We start from the raw sequence: 24,072 nt of genomic DNA, 5'->3' as shown, positions 1-24,072 counted from the left end.
TGAATAGTATTACGTTGAAAAGAAGAGCGTCTTATAAAAGGATTTAAGTTTGAACTCACAAATAGCGACTGTTATAGCCCTACTGCTTTTTGCTTTAACCAGCCTTCAGGTTAATAGCCAGACAGACAAAGACAGCCAACTTTACGAACTGAAAGTAGAGAAGTTTCAATCTAAAGTGTTAAAGGAAGAACGAGAAATCGTTGCTCAACTTCCAAAAGGCTACGTCGAAAACCCTGACAAGAAGTACCCTGTAATTTATCGTTTAGATGGTGCGGTTTATCTACCTATAATGAATGCGGTACTCGAATCACTTCAATCTGAAAATGCTGCGCCAGAAGTAATTATAGTCGCCATTGAAAATACCGATCGTTTTCGAGATCTTTTCCCTACGGCAAATGAAGACCCATACGGGCCTGTAGGTTATGGCGGGGGCGGGGTAAACTTCTTGTCTTTTATAACCACTGAACTTATCCCAATGGTAGAGAATAAATACCGGGTGCATGATTTTAGGGTGATAGCTGGCGGTTCCGCTGGTGGTGTATTCGGGTTGTATGCGCTCACTCAACATCCTGAGCTCTTTAGTGCTGTGATTGCCTATAGTCCTGCGGTGTGGTGGAACTATGGCGCGCCGGCAAAAAGAACGGTTGCGTTTTTTAAATCTTCCAGCCAATTGGATCACTATATCTATACGTCTATAGGCAACGAACCGGCGCCAATGCGACCCTATTATGATGATATGATTTTGGGTATGCTGGCAAACCAACCTGCTGGTTTGAGGTGGGTAAATGATGAATATGCCGGTGTTCGGCACAATTTGGTTACGGCAGCGTCTATTTTTAGTGCTTATCACAACCTGTTCTTTTCGGCTTATTTAAGGCCTGAACAGTTCGATGGTGATATTCAAAGCATTGGCAAATATTACGATCGCGTTTCAAAGCAACGCGGGGAAAAATTAGAAGCGCCTGAATGGGTAATTCGAGAATTAGGTTATCATTATGTGCGTTCTGAAAATTACGACAAGGCTATTGAGCTGTTTAAGCACGATATAGCTAAGTACCCCGAGATGCCAGACCCGTATAACGGCATAGCGTATGGTTACGAGCAAATGGGTGAGTATAAAAAAGCACTTGAGAGTGTAAACAAGGCTTTGGAGCTTTCGACACCGCAGCACGATGGTTATCAAGTTTATACAGATAGACAAAAGCGTTTGCATGATTTACTGGATGAGTAAGCTACTTTGAAATACCAAAACAAAATTAAGTGTATAAACAGTATTGCTACCGTTTTTATGATTGGGGTTTGCGCTGTAACGAGCGGATGCATTTCGGTTTCAACAGCGCAAACTGAACACTGTATTGAGCAAGCTAATCGCGATGAAGTTTATGAAATGAATACTGCCGATGAGCGGCTAAACGCATGTTTAGAGACCTACCAAAAGAGACGTGACGAAGAAAGAGCCTTTGGTGAGGCATTAGCCGAGGATGTGCTTATCTCTGTTCTAGATATCATTATTGACTAAGGCTATTTCAGCCAATTAAAAACCTTCCCAAGTACAGTTAAAAAACATCCAAAGGCAGAGTAATTTACTCTGCCTTTGTCGTTTTAGTCTCTTTCTAATGACTTTAATGGCTCCGTTTAATAACTTATGGAAAGAGCCGATGCGTTATATTCTGACATCTGTCTGCGTGTTTTTAATTACGGCAGTTACTCACGTTTGCGCACAGAGCAAACTTGATATCGTTGACGGTTTACAGCTTGCCAAGCAATATGAACACAGCCGCCAAGATATAAACATCACCGATTACTGGGTGAGCGAAAAGTTAGACGGTATTCGGGCACGATGGGATGGCACTGAGCTTAGGACCCGAAACAACAACAAAATATTTGCGCCAGCTTGGTTTACCGCCAATTGGCCTAAAGCGACTATCGACGGTGAACTTTGGATAGAAAGAGGGCAATTTGAACTTACTGCTTCCATCGTGCTTTCTAAGTTAACGGAAGGGAAGTCGCACCTTGTCGCTAATTCTTTGTCTGGGGCAGAAACTAGCGCCGAAAACAGCGCCGAAACTACCGCGGACGAAATTGCAGCAGCGTCTATATCAGACACACGCTGGGCTAAGGTTAGGTTTATGGCCTTCGACATGCCTGTAGCAGGCCAGCGTTTTGACAGCCGACTGAACAAGCTTAAAAGTCTTAGAAAGGCCACCCCCAATCCTACATTTGCCGTGATCCCTCAGTTTAAGCTTTCGTCTCTAACCGCGCTTGAAGAAGAACTTAAACAAGTAACTAAAGACGGTGGTGAAGGGCTGATGCTTCATCACGGGAAGGCGTTTTACCAGCCAGGGCGTAGTGACAATCTACTAAAGGTAAAACATTTTGAAGATGCTGAAGCGAAAGTATTGGCGCAACTTCCAGGGAAAGGAAAATTTAAAGGCATGATGGGTTCACTGCTGGTAGAAACATCGGCCGGCATTCGATTTAAACTGGGAACGGGGTTTTCTAAGAAAGACCGGCAAGCGCCTCCGGCGGTAGGTAGCTGGGTAACTTTCAAGTTTTACGGTGTAACGAAAAACGGTAAGCCAAAGTTTGCCAGCTACCTTCGAACTAGACCCGACGCCGACTTATCAAAATAGCTCGACTTATCAAAATAGTACGGTTATTAATAAGCGAAATAGCCTCAATATTGAACTTTTAATTAACTGTTATCTATCCTTTACGATGCACTTCAGTTGAACAAGCTTCACATAAAGCAAAACCCTTGTGTTCAAAATATAAAACCCTATAACTTACTTAACCAGTAATTGTTTTTGTCACTTTCTGTATTGCTTTTTAATCGCTTTTAGCGTTCAAAAGTAATGTTATGAATAGCGATTATAAGCGGATAATAGGGGCTAGAAATTTTAAAATTTAGCCCGTGAAGTTATACTGTTGATGATTAATTAAACACTCCTTGCGTCAAGTGCGTACAAGACCGTTTACTCCCATTGCGCAAGCTAACTTAGAGGAAGAGACTGTGTTACAAGACTATCGCAATCACGTTGAAGAGCGTGCAGCCCAAAATATCCCCCCAAAACCTCTTAATGCAGAACAGGTAGCAGCCCTTGTCGATTTGTTAAAAAGCCCGCCAACAGGTGAAGAAGAATTTCTATTAGAGCTGCTTTCAGAGCGTGTGCCGCCAGGTGTTGATGAAGCGGCTTACGTCAAAGCTGGTTTCTTAAGTGCTATTGCAAAAGGCGAAGACAGTTGTGAACTTATCTCAAAAGAGAAAGCTGTTGAATTGCTGGGAAATATGCATGGCGGTTATAACATTGCAACGTTAGTAGAGCTACTTGACGATGAAAACCTCGCGCCATTGGCTGCCACAGAATTAAAACACACGTTACTGATGTTTGATGCCTATCACGATGTGGAAGAAAAGCACAAGGCGGGTAATGAGTACGCCACGGACATCATTAAATCTTGGGCTGAAGGCGAGTGGTTTACATCGCGCAAGTTAATGGACGATAAAATTACTTATACGGTGTTTAAGGTTACAGGTGAAACCAATACCGATGATTTGTCGCCCGCTCCAGATGCATGGTCTCGTCCAGATATACCGTTACACGCTCTTGCAGCTTACAAAATGCCTCGCGAAGGGTTAGAACCAGAGGAAACCGGTGTTAAAGGTCCAATGGCGCAAATAGAAGAAGTCAAAAGCAAGGGCTACCCCGTTGCTTTCGTTGGTGATGTAGTCGGTACAGGCTCATCGCGTAAGTCGGCGACTAACTCTGTCTTGTGGTTCTTTGGCGAAGACTTGCCGGGTGTGCCTAACAAACGGGGTGGTGGCGTCTGTATCGGTTCCAAAGTCGCACCTATTTTCTTTAATACCATGGAAGACGCGGGTGCATTAGTATTTGAAGCCGACGTTGAGAAAATGAATATGGGAGATGTGATTGATATCTACCCATTTGAAGGGAAAATTACTAATCACGAGACTGGTGAGTTACTTGCTGAATACAGCTATAAATCGAAAGTTATTCTAGATGAGGTTCGTGCCGGCGGACGTATTAACCTGATCATCGGGCGCGGCCTTACCGAGAAAGCGCGTGAGACACTAGGCTTAGGCCCAACGGATTTATTCCGTACACCTGAACAACCAAAAGACAGCGGCGCGGGATTCTCGCTAGCGCAAAAAATGGTGGGCAAAGCGTGTGGCGTTGAAGGTATTCGCCCAGGCACCTACTGCGAACCTAAAATGACAACCGTGGGCTCGCAAGATACCACTGGGCCAATGACCCGCGATGAGCTTAAAGACCTTGCTTGTCTTGGTTTTACTGCCGATTTAACTATGCAGTCCTTCTGTCATACTGCTGCTTATCCAAAGCCGGTGGATATTGAAACCCAGCACACGCTACCTGATTTTATTATGAATCGAGGTGGGGTATCGCTTCGTCCCGGAGACGGCATTATCCATAGCTGGTTAAACCGCATGCTGCTGCCTGACACAGTAGGGACTGGTGGTGATTCGCATACTCGTTTCCCATTAGGTATTTCGTTCCCTGCCGGCTCTGGCTTGGTGGCGTTTGCAGCAGCAACGGGCGTTATGCCACTGGATATGCCTGAGTCTATATTGGTGCGCTTTAAAGGCGAGATGCAGCCGGGCATTACCTTACGTGACCTTGTACATGCCATTCCGCTATATGGCATTAAACAAGGGCTATTAACGGTAGAGAAAAAAGGCAAAATTAATGCGTTCTCTGGCCGTATTTTAGAAATCGAAGGGTTAGAAAACCTTACTGTCGAACAGGCGTTTGAGTTATCGGATGCGTCGGCAGAACGTTCAGCTGCAGGTTGTACTATCAACCTTTCTGAAGAGTCGATAGCTGAATACCTGCGTTCAAACATTACCATGCTTCGCTGGATGATTAATGAAGGTTATGGCGACCCTCGTACGCTAGAGCGCCGGGCGCAGAAAATGGAAGAGTGGCTAGCTAACCCAGAATTAATGCGCGCCGATGCGGATGCTGAATATGCCGAGGTTATCGAAATAGACCTTAATGACATTAAAGAGCCTATCGTGTGCTGCCCGAATGATCCTGACGATGCGAAAACCTTATCTGACGTTGCAGGTGATAAGGTAGATGAAGTCTTTATTGGCTCGTGTATGACAAACATTGGCCACTTCCGTGCAGCCGGCAAATTGCTTGAGCAATACAATAAAACACTTCCAACCCGTTTATGGATGTCGCCACCGACTAAGATGGATAAGGCACAACTAATGGAAGAGGGATATTACAACATTTACGGTCGCGTGGGCGTACGCACCGAGATGCCGGGGTGTTCACTTTGTATGGGTAACCAAGCAAGGGTAGATGCAGGGGCCACAGTGCTTTCAACATCAACCCGAAATTTCCCTAACCGTTTAGGTGATGGGGCGAATGTGTATCTAACCTCAGCGGAGCTTGCCGCGGTTGGCGCAATTGTGGGTCGCATTCCTACCGCTGAGGAATACATGGAATACGCCAGCAAAATTAACGCGATGTCGGGTGAAGTATTCCGCTACTTAAACTTCGACAAAATGCCTAGCTTTAAAAAGGCGGAAGAAGAAGCTAAAGCGCGCATTATTCCGACGTTGAATGTTGCTTAAAATAGTGTATAAACTACAAAGCCGGTTGCCTTAGTGGTGACCGGCTTTTTTATGGCGAAAAGGAATGTCTAATGGGAAAATCTTTCTTTATTGTTGCTGCACTTGTATTAACCTTAGGGTGTGCAAAAGCGCAGGTAGACCCTGTATCGTCGCTGAATTCAGTGGACTTCGAATCTATTACACTGGAGATTGGCGGCAAGCAATATGAAGTTGAGTATGCCAAAACCTTTGAACAACGCGCGCAGGGCCTTATGTTTCGCAAAGCCTTGTGCGAAGACTGTGGTATGTTTTTTAAGTTTTCTAGCCCCAAATTTGCGGGCATGTGGATGAAAAACACCTTTGTTCCCCTAGACGTAGCATTTATCGACAGAAATGGCGTAATAACGGATATAAAACCTCTCACTCCCCATAGTTTGGAGTCGGTCGGATCTTCGAAAGAGGTACTTTACGCGTTGGAAATGAACCAAGGGTGGTTTGCCGAGAATAATATAAAAGTAGGCGACCAAATAACGATTGATTAACCGCGCAGAGCGCGGTTGCTGCTAGCGAAAAGCTAGTTTTATTCTGGAGTTAAATATAGTGACAAATGCCTTATCGATAGCTAAGTTCGGTGGAACTAGCGTAGCGAATTACGAAGTAATGCAAAACTGCGCCCGAATTGTTGCCGGTAATGAAAAAACACGCATTGTTGTAGTGAGCGCTTCAGCTGGGGTAACAAATCACCTTGTAAGCCTAGCTCATACACCAATGACGCAACAGCAAATTGAAGAAACCTGCCAAGCCATTGTGGATATAGAACACGCTATTCTGAATAAGCTTAATGACAAAGATGCAGTAGAGCCTAAACTTAACGATTTGCTAGAAGAAATGCGCAGCTTAGCGTTTCACGAAGAAATACTTCACCGCGATGATTTAAAAGATCAGCTGCTATCTATGGGTGAGCGAATGTCATCATTGATGTTCTCATCAGTGCTTGCAGAGCAAGGCGTGAAAACCATGAACTTTGATGTTCGCAAAGTACTTCGTACTGACAGCGAATTCGGTGAAGGCGCGCCTCAAATAGAAGAAATTGAAAAACTTGCCAAACAGTTGCTGGCGCCAGAAATCAAAGACGCGATTGTAGTTACACAAGGTTTTGTTGGTGCAGATGAAGAAGGCCGCACTACAACGTTAGGTCGTGGTGGCTCTGATTTTACGGCTGCACTACTTGCTGAAGCGCTTGATGCAGAATCGTGCGAGATTTGGACTGATGTAACGGGTGTGTACACAACTGATCCGCGCATTACTCCTGCTGCTCATCCGCTGCCTGAATTGAGCTTTGAAGAAGCGGCGGAAATGGCCACCTTTGGTGCTAAAGTGTTGCACCCAGCAACCATGGAGCCTGCCCTGCGTAAAGACATTAAAGTGTTTGTAGGGTCAAGCAAAGAGCCTGAAAAGGGTGGTACATGGATTGTGCGTGATTGTGAGCACGAACCACCATACCGTGCTATTACTCGCCGTAAAGAGCAAGTAATGGTGACAGTGAAAACACCGAAAATGATGTACGCGCAAGGTTTTCTACAGCAGGTATTTGCTATCATCGCTAAGCATAAGCTGAGTGTTGATTTGGTTACCACGTCAGAAATCTCGGTATCTTTTACTCTTGATAACCCCGCGAACTCTGTAGCCCAGCGTTTGAATAAAGAGACTATTGCCGAGCTTGAAACTATCTGTGACGTTAAAGTAGAAAAAGGTTATGACCTTGTCACCGTTGTAGGTAATAACATGCAAACGGCTATTGGAGTTTCAAGTAAGATTCTATCTGCGGTTTCTGATTTTAACCTGCGCATGATTTGCTTTGGGGCTAACCCACACAACCTATCGTTCTTGGTTAACGAGACCGACAGTGATGACGTGGTTCGCAAGCTGCATTCGGCATTGTTTGAATAAGTATTAGGTTTACGTAAAGCGTAAAAAGAAACGGTCGCCTCAAGGCGACCGTTTTTTGTTTGTATTACTTGTAAGAGGCTAAACCTTAAACTGCCTGATAGACTGCTGTAGCTCTTCGGCAAGACGTGCCACTTCATGGCTAGATTCAGACGTTTGCTGTGCACCCGCTGTCGTCTCTTCAGCAATGCCCACAATGGTTTCAAGCTTTTCACTAATTTCTTGCGAGACTGTATTTTGTTCACGGGCTGACTGCTCAATTTGAGAGCTAACGTCATGAGCTTTGTGAACCGCATCAGTAATGATATCGAGCGCTTGCGTGGCTTTTTCGGTTTGTGCAACACAGGCGGCGGTTTGCTCTTTACCTTGGTCCATCACAGACACCGCTTTTTCAGCCCCAGCTTGAAGTACTTCAATCATGGCGTTGATTTCTTGTGTCGACTCCTGTGTGCGACTCGCGAGGGTTCTTACTTCATCTGCAACTACCGCAAAGCCTCGGCCTTGTTCACCGGCGCGTGCAGCCTCAATCGCGGCATTTAATGCAAGTAAGTTAGTTTGGTCGGCGACACCGCGAATAACATCAAGAATACCGCCAATGCTTGCGCTATCTTGGTGAAGCTTATTAATCACGTCGGCTGCTTCTTGAACATCCCGAGACAAGATCTCAATAGTGTTCTTGTTCTCTAACGAGATTTGGCGAACATTTTCAGCTTCGGCATCTGCATGACGAATTTGGCTAAGCGTATCTTCGGCATTTTGCACAACAAGCTGCGACGTTGAGTGCATTTCTGTTGTCGCCGTTGCGACTTGGCCAATTTGTGATTTCTGATCCTGAATAGAGTGGGTGGTTTGTGCCGTCACTGCCGACGTTTGTTCCGACGCTGCAGCTAGCTGCTCTGCGCGAACGTTAATGGCAGTAATCAGCTCTTTCAGGTTGCCAATTAGCGTATTGCAGTTTCTTGCTAGTAGCCCAAACTCGTCTTGCGCTGAATCGTCTAGGCGATGAGTAAGGTCACCTGATGACGCAACAGTAAGTAGTTCGTTTACGCGATAAAGCGGGCGTGTAATAGCGCGAACTGTGACGTAGCCAATGAAGGCTGCTACGGCAATAGAGATGAGAACAACAACAATAACAAAGGTGTTGCCTGTTGTAATAGCACCGTTCACCTGATTTTCTATATGAGATGCTTTCTTATCAGCAAGATTCAGCAGGTTTTCAAGTGCGACAACACCCTGCGTAATATTTGAATCAGATGCGTTAAGTGCTTGTTCAGCGTCATTTCTGCGCTCTAGTCGGTCGACATGAAGCTGCACAACGCCGTCGTTAGCTTTTATGGCGTTGATGGCGTCATTAACTAAGTCGTTAATATCATCAAGTGTACCTGAGTCATCACGACCCCCCGCAGCTTCAACCATTTCGCTTAGCTGGGTAACTACTTTTTCAACTACAAGGTCGACCTCGTTACCGAGCGTCTGTGAACGCACCAGTGTTTCGGTTTTAATGTACTCGTATGAAACAGTAAGAAGAGAGAGAAGCGAAGTTTCAAGTTGACCACCGATCTCAGCAGCACGTCTGAGGTTGGGATCGCGCTGAACCTCGTCTAGGTCTGAAAAATCCAGAAGGTAGGTAGAGGCATCGTCTGCGTTATCTTCAGCATCACCTAGTTTGTCTTGTATATTGTTTCGCAAGTCGAGGTACATTTGGTGATTTTTGTACATAGCCTCAACATTGGTAATATACGCATCATAAGATTCACGAACACTGTTTAGCGTGTTTCTAAGCTCTGGCTCATTACTAACGGCCTGCGCTAGCTTATTGTACTCATTTTCAAAGGTATCTTTGGCAGTGCCAAATGACGCTCTCTTGTCCTTAAGATCACTTAAATCTTCTTCGATATAGCTTTCGAAGGTAAGTCGACCCATATTTAGGAAGCTTGCTTTGAGTGCATTACTGCCTGCTACCGTGGGCAAGGCAACGTCGTTTACTTCCTCTGTTGCAGAGCCTATAGAATTGAGGTTATAAAGTGACACAACACTTATAACGATTAGAAGTGCGCTAATCGCTACAAACCCCCCGATTACGCGTGTGGCTACCGTTATTTTCATCGGAACTCCTGGATGAGTGTTTTTTATTTTTATCCCTAACGATATTACCCGCCTCAGCTAACAAAATATAGCACTTATAAAGTGATGCATGCTTGAATGCTGAGCAGGTAACGAAACATCATCGTTACTTTCACAAGTAAGTGTATCGGCTACAGTGACTTAATGTTTATTTTATTTAGCACTTAAGTCTAATTGTTATTACTGGTACAACCAGTTGAGGCAGGATAAGCTGACTCTTATTCGGACAAGTTTCATATCTGAAGACGTGAATATAACAATGATTCTACGCTGGTACGCTAACCAAAGTTGAGGTATCTAAATTCAATAGCGTCATACTTTGCCCCCATACATAGCCAGTATCTAACCCAACAAACTGCGAGTTGTTTGTCTGGCCTGAAAGGGCGGCCCAGTGTCCGAAAATAACTCGCTGGCTAGCTGTGAGCTTTGTATTGTCTACTTCAAACCAAGGCCTTAGGGTGCTAATAGCAGAATCAGAAACGGTACTGGGATGAGACTTGTTGTCAAAGTCGAGGGTGCCATCGGTATGAACAAACCGCATGCGCGTACACGCATTCACAATAAAGCGCAGTCGCTCGTCATCCTCGAGTTTATCTGACCAGTTGTCAGGTGTATTACCGTACATCTTTGAAAGAAAAGTGGCGTAATCAGCGGACTTAAGGATGTTGCTAACTTCATCACTAAGTGAAACGCACTCATCAATAGACCACTTAGGATAAAGTCCCGCGTGGACCATCACAGAGTTTTCATCTAATTTCATCGCTAGAGGAAACTGCCGCAACCAATCAACCAGTTCGTTTAAATCCGAAGCGTTAAGAAGCGGGTCTAATTTATCTGACTTTTTGGCTTTGCGAATATCGTTTACAACGGCAAGTAAGTGCAGGTCGTGGTTACCTAAAACACTATTAAACTGGCTGCCAAGAGATTTCAGAAAGCGCAATGTGCTAAGCGAATCTTCTCCTCTTGCAACCAAGTCACCGACAGCAAACAGCTTGTCGTTTGTCTCGTCAAATTCTACTTTATCCAATACGCGACGAAGACCGTCATAACAGCCCTGAATATCGCCAATGACGTAGGTGTTACCTTTAGACATAGAAACCTTAATGAAGAATGCTTGGAATGGCTAGGCGAAATACGTTTATAGGAACGCGAAAACGCTCACCGCTTTCTAGTTCCATTACATAGTAGCCTTCCATATTGCCAACCGGTGTGTCAATGACTGCGCCACTGGTATAGTCAAAATGTTCACCAGCTTTCATTATAGGCTGTTTTCCTACCACTCCATCACCTTCTACTTCTGACGTTTTACCGTTAGCGTCGGTTATCTTCCAATAGCGACTAAGCAGTTGGACGGTATGCTCACTATTGTTTTCAATAGTAATGTGGTAGGCAAACGCGAACTGCTTAGAATCTGAGGGCAGGTGGTCAGGAAGGTGACGGGTTTTCACCCGCACCTTTATATCAAGTACATCCATAGAGGAACTTATTGCTCTTGTTGGTGCTCTTTTGCCGATACAGCGTTAGCTATAGTGGCAAAGTCGTTAAGCGATAACACTTCTGCGCGAGAAGTTGGATCTAACCCTAACTCACGGATTTCTTCCTCACTTAAGCTGTCTTTCAGTGAGTTACGAATAGTTTTTCGGCGTTGATTAAAAGCCTGTGCACAAACGCGCTCAAGGGTATTTACTGATTCAACATCAACGGGTGGAGCTTGATGTGGAACTAGTTTTACAACGGCCGAGTCTACCTTCGGAGGTGGCTTGAAGGCACCTGGCGGAACATTCAAAACAGGGATCACGTGGCAATAGTACTGGGCCATTACTGAAAGCCTGCCGTAATTTTTAGATCCCGGTCCAGCAGCTAGTCGGTTCACCACCTCTTTTTGAAGCATAAAATGCATGTCTTCGATGCAATGAGCATGATCAAAAAGGTGGAACATTAGCGGCGTTGAAATGTTGTAAGGCAAGTTACCAAATACGCGAAGCTTCTTGTCTTTTATTGGCATTTCTTTGCATAGTGCGCCGAAATCCATCGTCATCGCGTCTTGTTCAATAACGGTTAGTTTTTCACCGTTAAATGGGTGGTGTCGCAGACGTTTGGCAAGGTCGCGGTCAAGTTCAATAACCGTTAGTGCGTCAACTTCTTCACAAACAGGGTCTGTTAATGCGCCTAAACCTGGTCCAATTTCTACCAAGTTTTGCTCATTTTTTGGCGCGATGGCTGCGACAATTTTACCTATCACGTAGTCATCGTGTAGGAAATTCTGCCCGAATCGCTTTCTGGCCGTATGGCCTAAATGTGTTTTACTCATTGTTGATGATGTGCAAGCTCAATGGCTTTTTCCAATGCTTTTCTGAAACTACCGGCGTCGGCTTCACCTGTACCTGCTAAATCTAATGCAGTACCGTGGTCGACTGAAGTGCGAACAAAAGGTAATCCTAATGTGATATTCACTGACGCCCCAAAACCCTTGTATTTTAGCACGGGTAAGCCCTGGTCGTGATACATAGCTAGCACAACGTCGGCATTTTCTAGGTATTTAGGCTGAAATATAGTGTCAGCGGGCAGGGGGCCGGTGATCTTAAGGCCTTCGTCTCTTAGCTCATTTAGCGCTGGGACGATAGTGTGGATCTCTTCAGTACCAATATGGCCATCTTCACCCGCATGCGGGTTTAATCCGCATACGTAAATGTGAGGCTCATTGATGCCAAACTTAAGTTTCAGGTCAGTATTAATAATATGAATAACTTTGTGTAGGCGCTCACGGGTTATCGCTTTTGCCACGTATTCAAGAGGGATGTGAGTCGTAGCTAGCGCTACATTTAAACCTTCTGTAGCTAACAGCATAACCACATCAATGGTATTAGACTGATAAGCGAAAAACTCAGTATGTCCGCTGAATGACACCCCTGCTTTGTTAATAATACCTTTGTGTACCGGGCCAGTTACAACAGCGTCAAAGTCGCCGTCCATATTGGCCTGGCACGCTTGGCGTAAGGTTTCGACTACGTAAAGCCCGTTCTCACTATCAAGGGTTCCGGGAATAACATCAGCGGTTTTGTCTATCTGCTTTATAAACAACGAACCCGCATCTTGAATCTGCGGGTTATTTGCATCGTAATCGATTAGTGTTAACGGAAGCCCTAAGGCGCTTGCTCGTGCTTTTAGCATGTCGCCATCGGCAAACACGACAAGCTGGGCTTGCCATGTTTCTTGGGCCAGTTTAATGATCAAATCTGGCCCGATACCGGCCGGTTCTCCCGGCGTTATTGCTATTTTAATTGGTGTGCTCATGAATAACTTATTATTAAGATTCGACAACTTCGACGTAAGCGGCATCACGCATCTCACGTAACCAGTTTTCGGTTTCTTCTGAAAATTTACGGTTAAAGATAAGCTGATATGCTTTATCTTCTTTACGTTTATCCGTTGCGTCATCCATGCGACGGTCGTTAAGTTGAATTAAGTGCCAGCCGTGAACAGTGCGCACTGGGTCGCTGTATTCGCCAGGTTCAAGCTGTGATAATGCTTCTTTAAACTCAGGTACATAATTGCCTGGGTCAGACCAACCTAGTTCGCCACCGCGAAGGGCCGAGCCAGGGTCTTCTGAATATTCTTTAGCTAACTCTGCAAAGTCCGCTTCACCGTTTTTCAATTCTTCTTTGAAGCGCACTAGCATCTCTTTTGCTTTTTCTTCGCTCAAAATAATTGATGGCTTAACCAAGATATGACGTGAGTTCACTTCTTCAACGGTAACTTTCTCAATACCGCGAGTATCTAGTACTTTAAGTATGTGAAAACCTGCGCCGCTTCGGATAGGACCAACAAGCGCATCCTTATCCTTGTCCTGAATTGCTTCTGCGAAAAGCGTTGGCATAGCGTTAATATTAAGCCAGCCCATATCACCACCTTCTAACGCTTCGTTACCCGATGATGAGGCAATGGCGATTTTAGCAAAATCAGAGCCTGATTCTAACAAGGCTATTACTTTGTCCGCGCGTTCACGTGCTGCCTGAATGTCCTCGTCTGTTGGTTCAGGTGGAAAGCCAATAAGTATATGACCTAAACGGTATTCGGCCTGCGTTGCACCCTGTTGCTCCATAAGATCAATCAGCGTATCTATTTCTTGAGGTGTGATGTAAACGCGGCGGCGTACGTTCGCGCGGCGCACTTCACCCATGATAACTTCTTCACGTATATCTTCGCGATAGTCATCATATGCAATGCCTTCAGCGGCCAATTGAGCGCGAAGTTGTTCTACGGTCGCATTTTGATTGGCCGCGATATTACCAATGGTTTGCTCAAGTTGAGGGTCACTGATACGAATACCCATACGCTCAGCCATTTGTAGCTGAAGGCTCTTCGTAATTAAACGCTCAATAGCCTGTGTACGAAGCGCGCGGTCTGAAGGTAGCTGTTGGTTGTTAGCTTCAGCGTTGCGCTTAACGTCTTGTACAAGGGCTTTAATTTCACTCTCAAGTATAACGCCTTGATCAACAATCACAGCTACGCGGTCTAGCATCACTTCTTGTGCTAGGCTGTTAAACGAGAGTAGGGCACCTAACATCAATGCACGGATAATGAACTTCATACACACTCTTTTATTATTGGTTAATGCTTTTAAGCGCTGCTAGGCGCTCAATTGCGGGTTAATTTAAACTATAAGGCTGGCGATAGCCAAACATACCGTCTTCAAGCATGCTTCTTTGGGTTCCAGATGACCCTATACCTTTGAAAATAAACTGTAGCGACACACCAGAGTCGAAATCATCCGTTGTCTGAACGCCACTGTCGTTGTAGCGGTTGTTCAAACTGCGCTGGGCGACAAGTCGAACTGCCCAGCAGCAAGACTCATATTGAACACCTGCGTAGGTTTCTACACTTCGATGGCGCTCTAAATCACGGTAAGTACGGCCAACCCATTGCCAATTCTCAGAAATTGGCCAGCTTGCTGAAATACCTATTTGATTAATGGTTTCACCACTAAGGTCGCGAACGTAGCGATGACTTAATTGAATAAAGCGCGCGTCATCTTTACGGTATTCAATGCCCACGCTGCTCAGGTCAACTTTGTCTGTGTCAGTGGTGACCTGCACATCAGAATGGAAAAACCAATTTTGGTTAAAGCGCCAATCTACCTCAGCGGCAAGGGCTGATCGATCTTGGTTTTTAGTTGCCGCAACCACTTTATTATCTTCAAGATAGAATATCTGACCCACACTAAGAACGAATTGTTCCCGATTGTTTTTATCTAACATGCGAGTGGTGGCACCAAGGGTAATCTGGTTGTTGTCGCTAATTCTATCGAGACCAGTAAATTCCTGTCCTCGAAACAAGCCTTCAACGTCAGTTAACAGAGGTGTTGAGTCATAAAAGCCGATGGCAGTTTGGTCTTCATAAGACGTGTAAAGATACTGAACTTTTGGTTCAAGGGTCATCGACATATCGTCACTAAACCAAGATGTATCTCTTTCAAAGTACAGTGCACCGTAAAGGCGAGCCTGACCAAGGGTACGCTCTACATCTTCTTCTAAATCAGTCCCTTCCACATTGTCTTGCTGATACACAGTTTGAAATAATGAAGTCTCTGCAACAAATTCTCCCCATGCAGCGCGAAATGGCATGGCAAGCGTTGGCGCAATGTGAAATCGCGTTGCGGTTGGCGCAGTATCTAATGTGTTGTCAAAATGAGCGACTTCTGAATCAAGGTTAAACTCAAAGTACTCGCCTAGTGCTTTGTTGTAGTTAACTTTAATTTCTGGAACAGCGCGATAGCTGTCTGCAGTATCACCCAATACTTCAAAATCTTTAACCTGCATACTGACTGAAAGATTTTGAGAGTAGTAACTCAACCCAATATTCCGGTATAAATGAGTATCAGAGCGGCTGTAGTAGTCTGACCCAAGATCAACTATGTAGTTATCGTCACTTAGGCCGTTGAAATCAATATTGAGCAGCCAGTTGTCGGCAATTAATCCTTGGTGTTCAAGGCGGTAAAAATATCGGTCTGGGTTACCTGAAATATCCGAATCGCTTGGTAAATATTCAACGTAGGCGGTCCCTTGACTGCGGTCTGTTAGATAACGAAACTCGGTATTTAGCTGAAGACCGCGCAATGACATCAACCGTGGGGAAATGGTCATGTCGTAGTTAGGCGCAATATTCCAGTAAAAAGGCTGAGTGTAGTCTACGCCAGTTCGACTAGAGCTTGTCAGCTCGGGAAATAATAAGCCGGTTTGTCGTTCATTGCTTACTGGAAACGCAAAATAAGGCAAATAAAATACTGGAACATCGGCAATATAGAAGCGGGTGTGTTTTGCTTGCCCCCATACTGTTCCTTTTTCTAAGCTGATTTCGCTGGCGCGAATCATCCAGTCTTCATCACCTTCAGGGCAAGTAGAGAAACTTACCTCTTTAAGTACTATGCCGGTATCTGTATCTAACACAATATCTTCGGCGGCGCCTTGCCCTACAAACCCAGTCAGCTTATAGCGGGTATTTTGCATCTCCAAGCGCTCTTCTTCAGAACGCAAGGTTACCGCATCGCTTTCCACTTTCAGCTGCGCATCTTGGTAGGTTACATCGCCTTTTGCTATAAGGTCGCGCCCACTACCGGTTCCATTAACTTGTGCCTGAGAGGCACTAATTATTGCGGTGTCTGACGTTATGTCTACATTGCCAGAAAACAAGGCTACAGTGTCTTGAATGATTTCTGTACGATTAGCTTCAACTTTAACATGGCCTTTAGGCATCAATGCTTGGCTACTAAAAGTAACAGGTTCGACTGAGCAAAATGCAAGAGGGGCTGCATCTGAGATTGATTGAGAATTTGAAGCTGTCGTTTCCTGTGCAAACGCGACCGTAGGCAAAAGAGTCGCGGAAACAAGCATGGCGCAGGTGTTTTTCATGCGTAAATGGGTGGCCTGTTTTGTTGTATGTTGCTTTTAAACCCAAGTAAGACGACGTGCGTCTCGGTTAGTTCGACATAACGATTAAAAAAACCAGTGATCGCGCCCTTTATTTCTTTCACTGTAATAAAGCGTCGAGCTCACTAGCTATTACTATTTTATTCAAGCGCTCAATTCTAAGCGCTTCTGTCGCAATTACCAACCATTCAGGTAAAAAAATGCACTTTTATATGGTCAACACATCAAAGACAGCGGCAGTAAGCTTGATTTCGTTCTGCTTAAGCCCTAGTTAATTAACTTATGTATTTGATATGATGATGTACTTAACGCGCAGTGCAAGGCGTGAACTAACGACAGTAACATCAACTTTCTAAACAGTGCACCAACGGAGAATGACGCGATGTCAATTTGGGGAAAAGTCCTCGGCGCCTTGTTCGGCTTTATGTTTTTAAAAATCCCAGGAGCGATCCTAGGGCTGATAGTCGGACACTTTTTTGATAAAGCTTACCGCCAAGACTTTAATCAGCTAGGTGGCTTTGGGCGCTTTTTTACTGATCAGGACAATTTAAAGCAGCAAGCCATTTTCTTCCATAGCTTGTTTAGTGCATTAGGCCATCTTGCTAAGTCTGACGGTAAGGTGACTGATAGAGAAATTCAAATTGCTACGTCGTTAATGGACGAAATGCGCCTGACAGGCGATGCCCGCCGCGAAGCGCAAGATGCATTCAGAGAGGGTAAAGCACGAGACTTCCCATTAGTTGATACGTTAAAAGGCTTCTATGATGCCAGCCACGGTCGTCGGGATATTCTGCAAGTGTTCTTGGAAATTCTTATTCAAGCCGCGTTTGCCGACGGTCAGCTTTCTCAAGAAGAATACAACGTATTAGAAAAAGTGGCGAAACCATTGGGTTTCAGGCGTCGTGATTTAGATTATCTTATTTCAATGTATGAAGCTGAAATTCGATTCAGACAGCGGGCACACTCAGGTGCAGGGCAACGTGCTCACTCGGGGTCAGGACAGCGGCACCGTGGACAGCAATCGGCCTACTCAGAACAGCAAAGCTTAGATGATGCCTATCGCATTCTAGGCGTAGCTGCATCTGACGATGAGAAAGTAATAAAGCGTGCTTACAGAAAACGCATGGCTGAACATCATCCAGACAAACTGGTATCTAAAGGTCTACCAGAACAGGCGATGGAGATTGCCAAAAAGAAAGCGCAAGATATTCAGTCAGCTTATGAGTTGATTAAGCAAAAGCGTGGCTTCTAAATGGCAAAAATTGAACGTGAGTTAACCTATGTGCCTGCGGCAAGTCAGGCACATATTGATGGTTTTATTGAAATGTTGTGGCTCGAAAAAGGGCTGTCAGAACATACTCAGCAAAGCTATCGCACCGACCTCACTAAGCTTGCCATTTACAGCAACAATCAAGGTGTTAAGGATATTGCTGTGCTGACTACTGAACAGCTCCAAGATTACCTTGCCTATCGCCATGATAAAGGCCTGTCTACTCGCAGTACGCAACGCGCGCTTAGTGCCATTCGCGCCTTTTTTGTGTTTCTTATAAGTAAACAAATTCGCGTAGATAGTCCTGTTTCTGCGTTGTCCAATCCCAAAACACCAAAGGCCTTACCTTCTTCTTTAAGCGAGCAGCAGGTTGAAGATTTACTTAATGCCCCTTTAACTGACGACCCAATTGAATGCCGAGACAAAAGTATGCTTGAAGTGCTTTATGCAACGGGCCTGCGTGTGAGTGAGTTAATAGGGTTAACGATGGACCAAGTTAGCCTTCAACAAGGCGTGGTAAGAGTGGTAGGTAAAGGAAACAAAGAGCGTTTAGTCCCTCTTGGGGAAGATGCAATCGAATGGTTATTAACCTATATAAAAACCGCGCGACCTATTCTTGCCACAAAAACGTCTGACGTGGTTTTTCTAAGCAAGCGCGGGCAAAAAATGACACGCCAAACATTTTGGCATCGCATTAAATACTATGCAGTGAAAGCAGGTATTGAACAGCATCTATCCCCCCACACACTACGCCATGCATTTGCTACCCACCTTTTAAACCACGGAGCAGATTTACGTGTAGTACAAATGTTGTTAGGTCATAGCGATTTATCAACAACCCAAATTTACACCCATGTAGCGACAGAGCGACTGCAGACGCTTATTCATAGTCATCACCCCCGAGGCTAAAGAGTCAAAAAAACACATTGAGTGAGAATGCTACAAACTGAGCCTTGTGTACGACGAGCCTCTGCTTATACATATATCAAATGAAAAGGGGTGTGATAGGATATAGCCGAAGAATTACTTTAGATTAGGCGTGGTAGGCTAGTACTGGGGGGTTGTAGTTTATTAACCTCACGGTTACCTCGATGGCATTCTGTTACAGCGTAAATGCACAGATAAACAAAAAATTAGCGTGAAAAGTGCAATTTTTTGTTAAGTTCATCGGTCTGAAAGTAATGAGTATGAAAATGTTTAGTGGTTGCCTTAAGATGAAAGCACATATTTAGGCAGCTGCAATCTAGGCCAAGTGAGTACAAACAAGCTTAAATGGCAAAATGGAGAGTATTTAGTGAAAGCAGTAAAGAAAATTTTGTTAGCCAGCGTAGTAGCGGCAGGTTCTCTGTTAGGGATGAGCGCGCAAGCTGCTGACGAAGCCGCAATCCGCGATAAACTAACGTCAATGCTTGGACTAGATGTAGAAACCATTGCCGATTCTCCTGTATCTGGCTTAGTTCAGGTATCTACAAACCGCGGTTTGTTTTATGTAAGTGAAAATGGACAATATTTGCTTCAGGCTCGCGTTTTTAACATTGATGAAGAAATGCGCAACGAAACAGAGCTTGCTCTTTCAGGCTTGCGTAAAGAGGGCGTAGCATCAATGGAATCGTCGTCTATTACGTTTAAAGCGGAAAACGAAAAGCACGAAATTAGCGTGTTTACAGACATCACCTGCGGATATTGCCGTAAATTCCATAACGAAATTGACGAGCTTAACGATGCCGGTATTACGGTTCATTACCTTGCGTTTCCACGTTCTGGTTTAAACAGTGAAAACTACAACGATATGGTGTCAGTATGGTGCGCTGAAAACCCGCAAAAAGCGTTAACTAAAGCGAAGGCAGGCAGTGATGTGGCAAGCGCAAGCTGCAAAAACAAAGTGGCAGAGCAATATATGCTAGGTCAAAAGCTAGGGGTGAACGGCACACCTAATATCGTGTTGCCTGATGGTTCATTGATTCCTGGTTATCAGCCAGCCGCATTGCTCGCAAAAGCGTTGGAAGGCGAAGAGTAGTCATTTAAACTCCATAGTTTCTGACATGAAAAAAAACGCACGCACTGTGCGTTTTTTTGTTTTCTGCGGTATGATTCATCGCGTTATTTTCTTACGTTCTTTCGTATGGTTTCACTTTGCAGTTAGCGCAGAACTTCTATTTGAAAATTTTCATTCTTTATCGAATATGTTCAATTTAAGTTTGCCTAAACTTGATTCGTATTAACTGTTTAAGACAACTGCAATCACAGTATTGGTTTAGTGGTATTTCATGATTTTGCCTATTGTTCGCCGTGAGGTCTCCGGCGCCTCGTTAAGTTCCGACTTACACCCTGTTATCGACAGAATTTATCGCGGTCGCAATATTGCGAATATCGAAGACTTGGAGAATGGCCTTAAGGGGCTTACGCACTTCAACGTATTAAAAGGGATGCCTCAAGCCGCGCAAATCCTTGCCAATGCCGTTGTGCAAAATAAGCGCGTTATCATAGTGGGCGATTTTGATGCCGATGGCGCTACCAGTACGTCGGTATGTATACTGGCGCTTCGAGCCATGGGTTATCACAACGTTGATTTCCTGGTACCTAACCGCTTTGATTTTGGTTATGGGCTTAGCGTACCTATTGTCGATGAGGCAGCTAAACAAGGCGCAGACATTATAGTAACCGTGGATAACGGCATATCCTGTATTGACGGTGTGACCCATGCAAAATCCTTAGGCATGCAGGTTGTTGTGACCGATCACCACTTGCCGGGTAATACATTACCGCCAGCTGATGCGATAGTGAACCCTAACCAACCTGGCTGTGAATTCCCTTCTAAAAATTTAGCTGGCGTGGGTGTGGCATTTTATATCATGCTCGCGCTCAAAGCTGAGCTACAGCAACAAGGGTATTTTGAGAAAGTAGGTATTGCACCACCTAACTTAGCGTCTCTGTTAGATATTGTTGCTGTTGGCACCGTGGCCGATGTGGTGGTTTTAGATAAAAATAACCGAATTCTAGTTCATCAAGGGCTTCAACGTATTCGAGCTGGTAAGTGTCGACCTGGTATCAAGGCACTAGTTGAAGTGGCAAACCGCGATTGTGCCCATCTAACTTCGACCGACTTGGGTTTTGTAGTAGGCCCAAGACTTAATGCCGCTGGTCGCTTAGACGATATGTCGCAAGGCATCGCTTGCTTATTAGAAGATGAAACCATTCAAGCGCGAATGATAGCGGCAGAGCTCGATGCACTTAACAAGGAGCGCCGTGAAATTGAAACCGGCATGAAAGCGCAAGCCGAGACTGTACTAGAGCAAATGGCGCTGGATGAAGGCGATATGCCAAGCGCGCTGGTGGTTTATCGCGAAGATTTTCACCAAGGCGTGATTGGGATTGTGGCAGGGCGTTTAAAAGAGAAGTATCTTAAACCTGTTATCGCTTTCGCTCATCAAGACGATATTGTTATTAAAGGCTCAGCGCGTTCAATTCCTGGCGTGCACATCCGCGATGTACTTGATGAAGTAAACACACGCTTCCCTGGCGTTATCGAGAAATTTGGTGGGCACGCCATGGCCGCAGGATTGAGCTTGCCTGTCGCAAAGCTTCCAGATTTTGAACGAGCTTTTGTTGATGTTGCTCGTACCCATATGGAAAAGCTTGATGGCAATCATGCATTGCTCTCTGATGGTGATTTATCTTCAGAAGAATTGTGTTTGCCTTTTGCGCATTTATTGCGCCAGGCCGGTCCGTTTGGGCAGGGCTTTGAATCACCGTTATTTGATGGAGAATTTACGCTTCTCGATCAGCGCCTGGTGGGACAAAAGCACCTTAAGATGGTGTTGAAAAGTGACGGCGCCAATGAAGTAGACGCTATTGCGTTTAACGTTGATTTAAAAGCATGGCCTAATGCCATGGTAAAGCGTGTACATATCGCTTACCGCCTGGATATCAATGTTTTCAGAGGGCAAGAAACTGTACAGCTTATTATTGAGCAAATAGAAGCGGTTTAAGCGAAGTTGATTTAGGTACAACATTGAGTCTTAGAAAACCTAGCTAGTCAAAAAGCGATACGTGCTAAAGAACTAAAAAACAAGAAAAAAGAGGCAAGGGTGAAAAGCGAACGACAGAAGCTGGTGGAAAAGCATAGTCAGCTTAATCAAACCGATAACGTTAAAGTAATTTCTCACGTTCAGCGTGAAGAAAAAGACAGCGATTGGATACGCCATACCATTATGCTTGAAGGCATTGATGTCCCTTTTATTTACCGGCGAAAACAGCAATATCAAAGCTTAAAAGGGGCACGAGTAAACGTAACTTACTATCGCCATGTAAAAGAGGTGGCCGGCATTGAATTTGAAACCATGAAAGTGGTAAGAATTAAACGCAGCTAATAAGTCACTGCCCTTGCCGCTAAGATAAACCTTTTTTGACTTACACCTTTTAACTTGCACCTAAATAGCTACCGGTTCGGTGCTAAACCATAGTGAACAACAATGAATAATGAATGGTTAAATGCCTATGTACTGCATAGACGCCCTTACAGGGAGACCAGCTATATTGTTGACTTTTTCACCCTAGAAGAGGGGCGTGTTAGTGCGGTAGCTAAAGGCGTGAAAAACAGTAAGTCAGATAAAAAGAGCCTGCTTCAACCTTTCCAGCATCTTCGCCTACAGTTTAGTGGAAAGTCAGAGTTAAAAAACCTACGTCACGTTGAAAGCGTCGCCCCGTCCATCAATCTTGTAGGCACAGCGTTGTTTTGTGCCATGTATGTAAACGAGCTAACCAACCGCGTTATGCCGGCGGGCCTCGCCAGCGACGGTGTGCACAATGCTTATGAGAATGCATTACTGTCCCTTCGTGATAATAGCGACATAGAAGTGACCTTGCGACAGTTCGAATTTGCACTACTTGATGAAATGGGGTTACTTCCCGACTTCACTACTGACGTAGAATACGAAATGCCAATAGAAGAAACAGGTAGCTATAACTTTCAAATAGATGCGGGCTTTGTGCCTATTCCCGAAGATATGGCTGGCACGAGGGGGATGCGAGGCTTTCCCGGGCGAGCACTGCTTAGTTTGTCACAGGGAGAGTTTACCCCGCTTAGCAAGAAGGTTGCTAAAGTGCTTTGTCGCGACTTGCTTAAACCGCTCATTGGCGATAAGCCGCTTAAAAGCCGCGAACTATTTATGCCGAAGCCCCGCTAGGGCATAAAAAAGTTAACATCGCTAACACCCTAACGCATTTGAGCACTTACCCCTAAACACTTTATTTTATGAGAACTTATGTGTTTGAGTAAACCTGCTGTCACTGTCAGTTTCTTTAAATTATTTTCTCTTAACTCAAATGCTTAAACAGCACCTTCTATAAAAAAGTTTGCTACAATCACCACTTTCTAAAGAAGGGTGTTTGCGCCCTTTAAATAATGTATTAAACATAAAGAGCAGGCATCTTCTTTCGCTCTTACAGGTTAGGTGGTGAAATGAGCACGATTCTATTAGGCGTTAACATCGACCATATCGCAACGCTTCGCAATGCGCGCGGTACACATTATCCAGATCCAGTGCATGCTGCTGACATTGCTGAGCGTGCAGGTGCAGACGGCATTACCGTTCACTTACGTGAAGATCGCCGTCATATCAAAGATCGCGACGTACGTATTTTAGCGCAAACCATTAACACCCGACTTAATCTGGAAATGGCAGTAACCGATGAAATGCTGGCCATTGCAGAAGAAGTAAAACCTGTTTTTTGCTGTCTAGTACCAGAAAAGCGCGAAGAGCTGACTACCGAAGGTGGACTCGATGTAGCGGGCAATTTCGAGAACATCAAAGCAGCGTGCGAGCGTCTTGCGAATGCAAACATCCTAGTGTCTTTGTTTATCGACGCAGATAAAGCGCAAATTGATGCAGCGGCAGCATGTAACGCGCCTTATATTGAAATTCACACCGGACAATACGCAGAAGCTACCAGTGAAGATGAGCAGCAAAAAGAGCTGGCTCGCTTAGTTGAAGGTATTGAGTATGCTGACAGTTTAGGGCTTAAAGTGAATGCGGGTCACGGCTTGCACTATCACAACGTTAAACCAATTGCCGCTATTCCTCAGCTAATCGAACTTAATATTGGTCATGCTATCATCGCTCGCGCCGCGTTTGACGGTCTTCACACAGCAGTGGCTGATATGCGTAAGCTGATGCTTGAAGCTCGCGCGGGCATTTAAG

General features: G+C 44.8%; 19 protein-coding genes and 1 pseudogene. 13 read left to right on the top strand and 7 right to left on the bottom strand.

The window, feature by feature from the left end:
* The first annotated feature begins 49 nt into the window (after positions 1-49).
* The 6 genes from ACYX4N_RS17670 to lysC all read left to right on the top strand — a co-directional run bounded on the left by ACYX4N_RS17670 (position 50) and on the right by lysC (position 7,555).
* Positions 50-1,231 carry an alpha/beta hydrolase-fold protein gene (locus ACYX4N_RS17670; protein WP_476054967.1) on the top strand — a complete coding sequence of 394 codons (1,182 nt, stop codon included), beginning with the start codon at positions 50-52 and terminating at the stop codon, positions 1,229-1,231.
* A 6-nt stretch (positions 1,232-1,237) separates the two neighbouring features.
* Complete coding sequence (locus ACYX4N_RS17665; protein WP_476054966.1) at positions 1,238-1,519, top strand: DNA ligase; 282 nt, start codon at positions 1,238-1,240, stop codon at positions 1,517-1,519.
* A gap of 139 nt (positions 1,520-1,658) precedes the next feature.
* On the top strand, positions 1,659-2,633 hold the full coding sequence (locus tag ACYX4N_RS17660; protein WP_476054965.1) for a DNA ligase: 975 nt from the start codon (positions 1,659-1,661) through the stop codon (positions 2,631-2,633).
* Between the two features lie 380 nt (positions 2,634-3,013).
* Positions 3,014-5,626, top strand: a complete 2,613-nt coding sequence (acnB, locus tag ACYX4N_RS17655) for a bifunctional aconitate hydratase 2/2-methylisocitrate dehydratase (protein ID WP_476054964.1) — start codon at positions 3,014-3,016, stop codon at positions 5,624-5,626.
* Positions 5,627-5,697: 71 nt separating this feature from the next.
* Complete coding sequence (locus tag ACYX4N_RS17650; protein ID WP_476054963.1) at positions 5,698-6,147, top strand: DUF192 domain-containing protein; 450 nt, start codon at positions 5,698-5,700, stop codon at positions 6,145-6,147.
* Between the two features lie 58 nt (positions 6,148-6,205).
* Positions 6,206-7,555, top strand: a complete 1,350-nt coding sequence (gene lysC, locus ACYX4N_RS17645; RefSeq protein WP_476054962.1) for a lysine-sensitive aspartokinase 3 — start codon at positions 6,206-6,208, stop codon at positions 7,553-7,555.
* Positions 7,556-7,633: 78 nt separating this feature from the next.
* On the opposite strand, the gene ACYX4N_RS17640 is transcribed toward lysC, so the two are convergent.
* The 7 genes and pseudogenes from ACYX4N_RS17640 to lptD all read right to left on the bottom strand — a co-directional run bounded on the left by ACYX4N_RS17640 (position 7,634) and on the right by lptD (position 16,584).
* The gene (locus ACYX4N_RS17640; RefSeq protein ID WP_474808655.1) at positions 7,634-9,658 is read right to left on the bottom strand and encodes a HAMP domain-containing methyl-accepting chemotaxis protein; all 2,025 of its coding nucleotides are present in this window, start codon (positions 9,656-9,658) and stop codon (positions 7,634-7,636) included.
* Positions 9,659-9,941: 283 nt separating this feature from the next.
* The gene (locus tag ACYX4N_RS17635) at positions 9,942-10,769 is read right to left on the bottom strand and encodes a symmetrical bis(5'-nucleosyl)-tetraphosphatase (protein WP_476054961.1); all 828 of its coding nucleotides are present in this window, start codon (positions 10,767-10,769) and stop codon (positions 9,942-9,944) included.
* 7 nt (positions 10,770-10,776) lie between these two features.
* Positions 10,777-11,151, bottom strand: a complete 375-nt coding sequence (gene apaG, locus ACYX4N_RS17630) for a Co2+/Mg2+ efflux protein ApaG (protein ID WP_118490240.1) — start codon at positions 11,149-11,151, stop codon at positions 10,777-10,779.
* Positions 11,152-11,159: 8 nt separating this feature from the next.
* Positions 11,160-11,987, bottom strand: coding sequence for a 16S rRNA (adenine(1518)-N(6)/adenine(1519)-N(6))-dimethyltransferase RsmA (gene rsmA, locus ACYX4N_RS17625; protein ID WP_474808649.1), 828 nt, complete (start codon positions 11,985-11,987; stop codon positions 11,160-11,162).
* The gene (pdxA, locus tag ACYX4N_RS17620; protein ID WP_179982410.1) at positions 11,984-12,970 is read right to left on the bottom strand and encodes a 4-hydroxythreonine-4-phosphate dehydrogenase PdxA; all 987 of its coding nucleotides are present in this window, start codon (positions 12,968-12,970) and stop codon (positions 11,984-11,986) included. The genes rsmA and pdxA overlap by 4 nt, the downstream gene beginning before the upstream one ends.
* 13 nt (positions 12,971-12,983) lie before the next feature.
* Positions 12,984-14,276: pseudogene (gene surA / locus ACYX4N_RS17615) on the bottom strand (peptidylprolyl isomerase SurA); the annotation flags it as partial.
* Between the two features lie 49 nt (positions 14,277-14,325).
* Positions 14,326-16,584 (bottom strand): LPS assembly protein LptD, encoded by a 2,259-nt coding sequence (lptD, locus tag ACYX4N_RS17610; RefSeq protein ID WP_476054960.1) that lies wholly within the window; start codon positions 16,582-16,584, stop codon positions 14,326-14,328.
* Positions 16,585-16,984: 400 nt separating this feature from the next.
* Between lptD and djlA the strand changes: the two genes are divergently transcribed.
* From djlA to pdxJ, 7 genes are all read left to right on the top strand, one after another.
* Positions 16,985-17,854 (top strand): co-chaperone DjlA, encoded by an 870-nt coding sequence (gene djlA / locus ACYX4N_RS17605; RefSeq protein ID WP_476054959.1) that lies wholly within the window; start codon positions 16,985-16,987, stop codon positions 17,852-17,854.
* Positions 17,855-18,781: a site-specific tyrosine recombinase XerD gene (gene xerD / locus ACYX4N_RS17600; protein WP_179982414.1), complete on the top strand. Its 927-nt coding sequence runs from the start codon at positions 17,855-17,857 to the stop codon at positions 18,779-18,781.
* Positions 18,782-19,166: 385 nt separating this feature from the next.
* A complete protein-coding gene (gene dsbC, locus ACYX4N_RS17595) occupies positions 19,167-19,889 on the top strand; it encodes a bifunctional protein-disulfide isomerase/oxidoreductase DsbC (protein ID WP_476054957.1) in 723 nt (240 codons plus the stop codon).
* Between the two features lie 250 nt (positions 19,890-20,139).
* Complete coding sequence (gene recJ / locus ACYX4N_RS17590; RefSeq protein WP_476054956.1) at positions 20,140-21,861, top strand: single-stranded-DNA-specific exonuclease RecJ; 1,722 nt, start codon at positions 20,140-20,142, stop codon at positions 21,859-21,861.
* A 99-nt stretch (positions 21,862-21,960) separates the two neighbouring features.
* Positions 21,961-22,242, top strand: a complete 282-nt coding sequence (locus tag ACYX4N_RS17585; RefSeq protein WP_476054955.1) for a hypothetical protein — start codon at positions 21,961-21,963, stop codon at positions 22,240-22,242.
* A 102-nt stretch (positions 22,243-22,344) separates the two neighbouring features.
* On the top strand, positions 22,345-23,058 hold the full coding sequence (recO, locus tag ACYX4N_RS17580; RefSeq protein WP_476054954.1) for a DNA repair protein RecO: 714 nt from the start codon (positions 22,345-22,347) through the stop codon (positions 23,056-23,058).
* A gap of 275 nt (positions 23,059-23,333) precedes the next feature.
* A complete protein-coding gene (pdxJ, locus tag ACYX4N_RS17575) occupies positions 23,334-24,071 on the top strand; it encodes a pyridoxine 5'-phosphate synthase (protein WP_474808633.1) in 738 nt (245 codons plus the stop codon).
* Position 24,072: the final 1 nt, after the last annotated feature.

The sequence above is a fragment of the Alteromonas sp. ABH4_452 genome, assembly GCF_056311825.1.
Note: the sequence above shows the minus strand (reverse complement) of the source record. Positions and strands in the feature narration are given on the sequence as shown.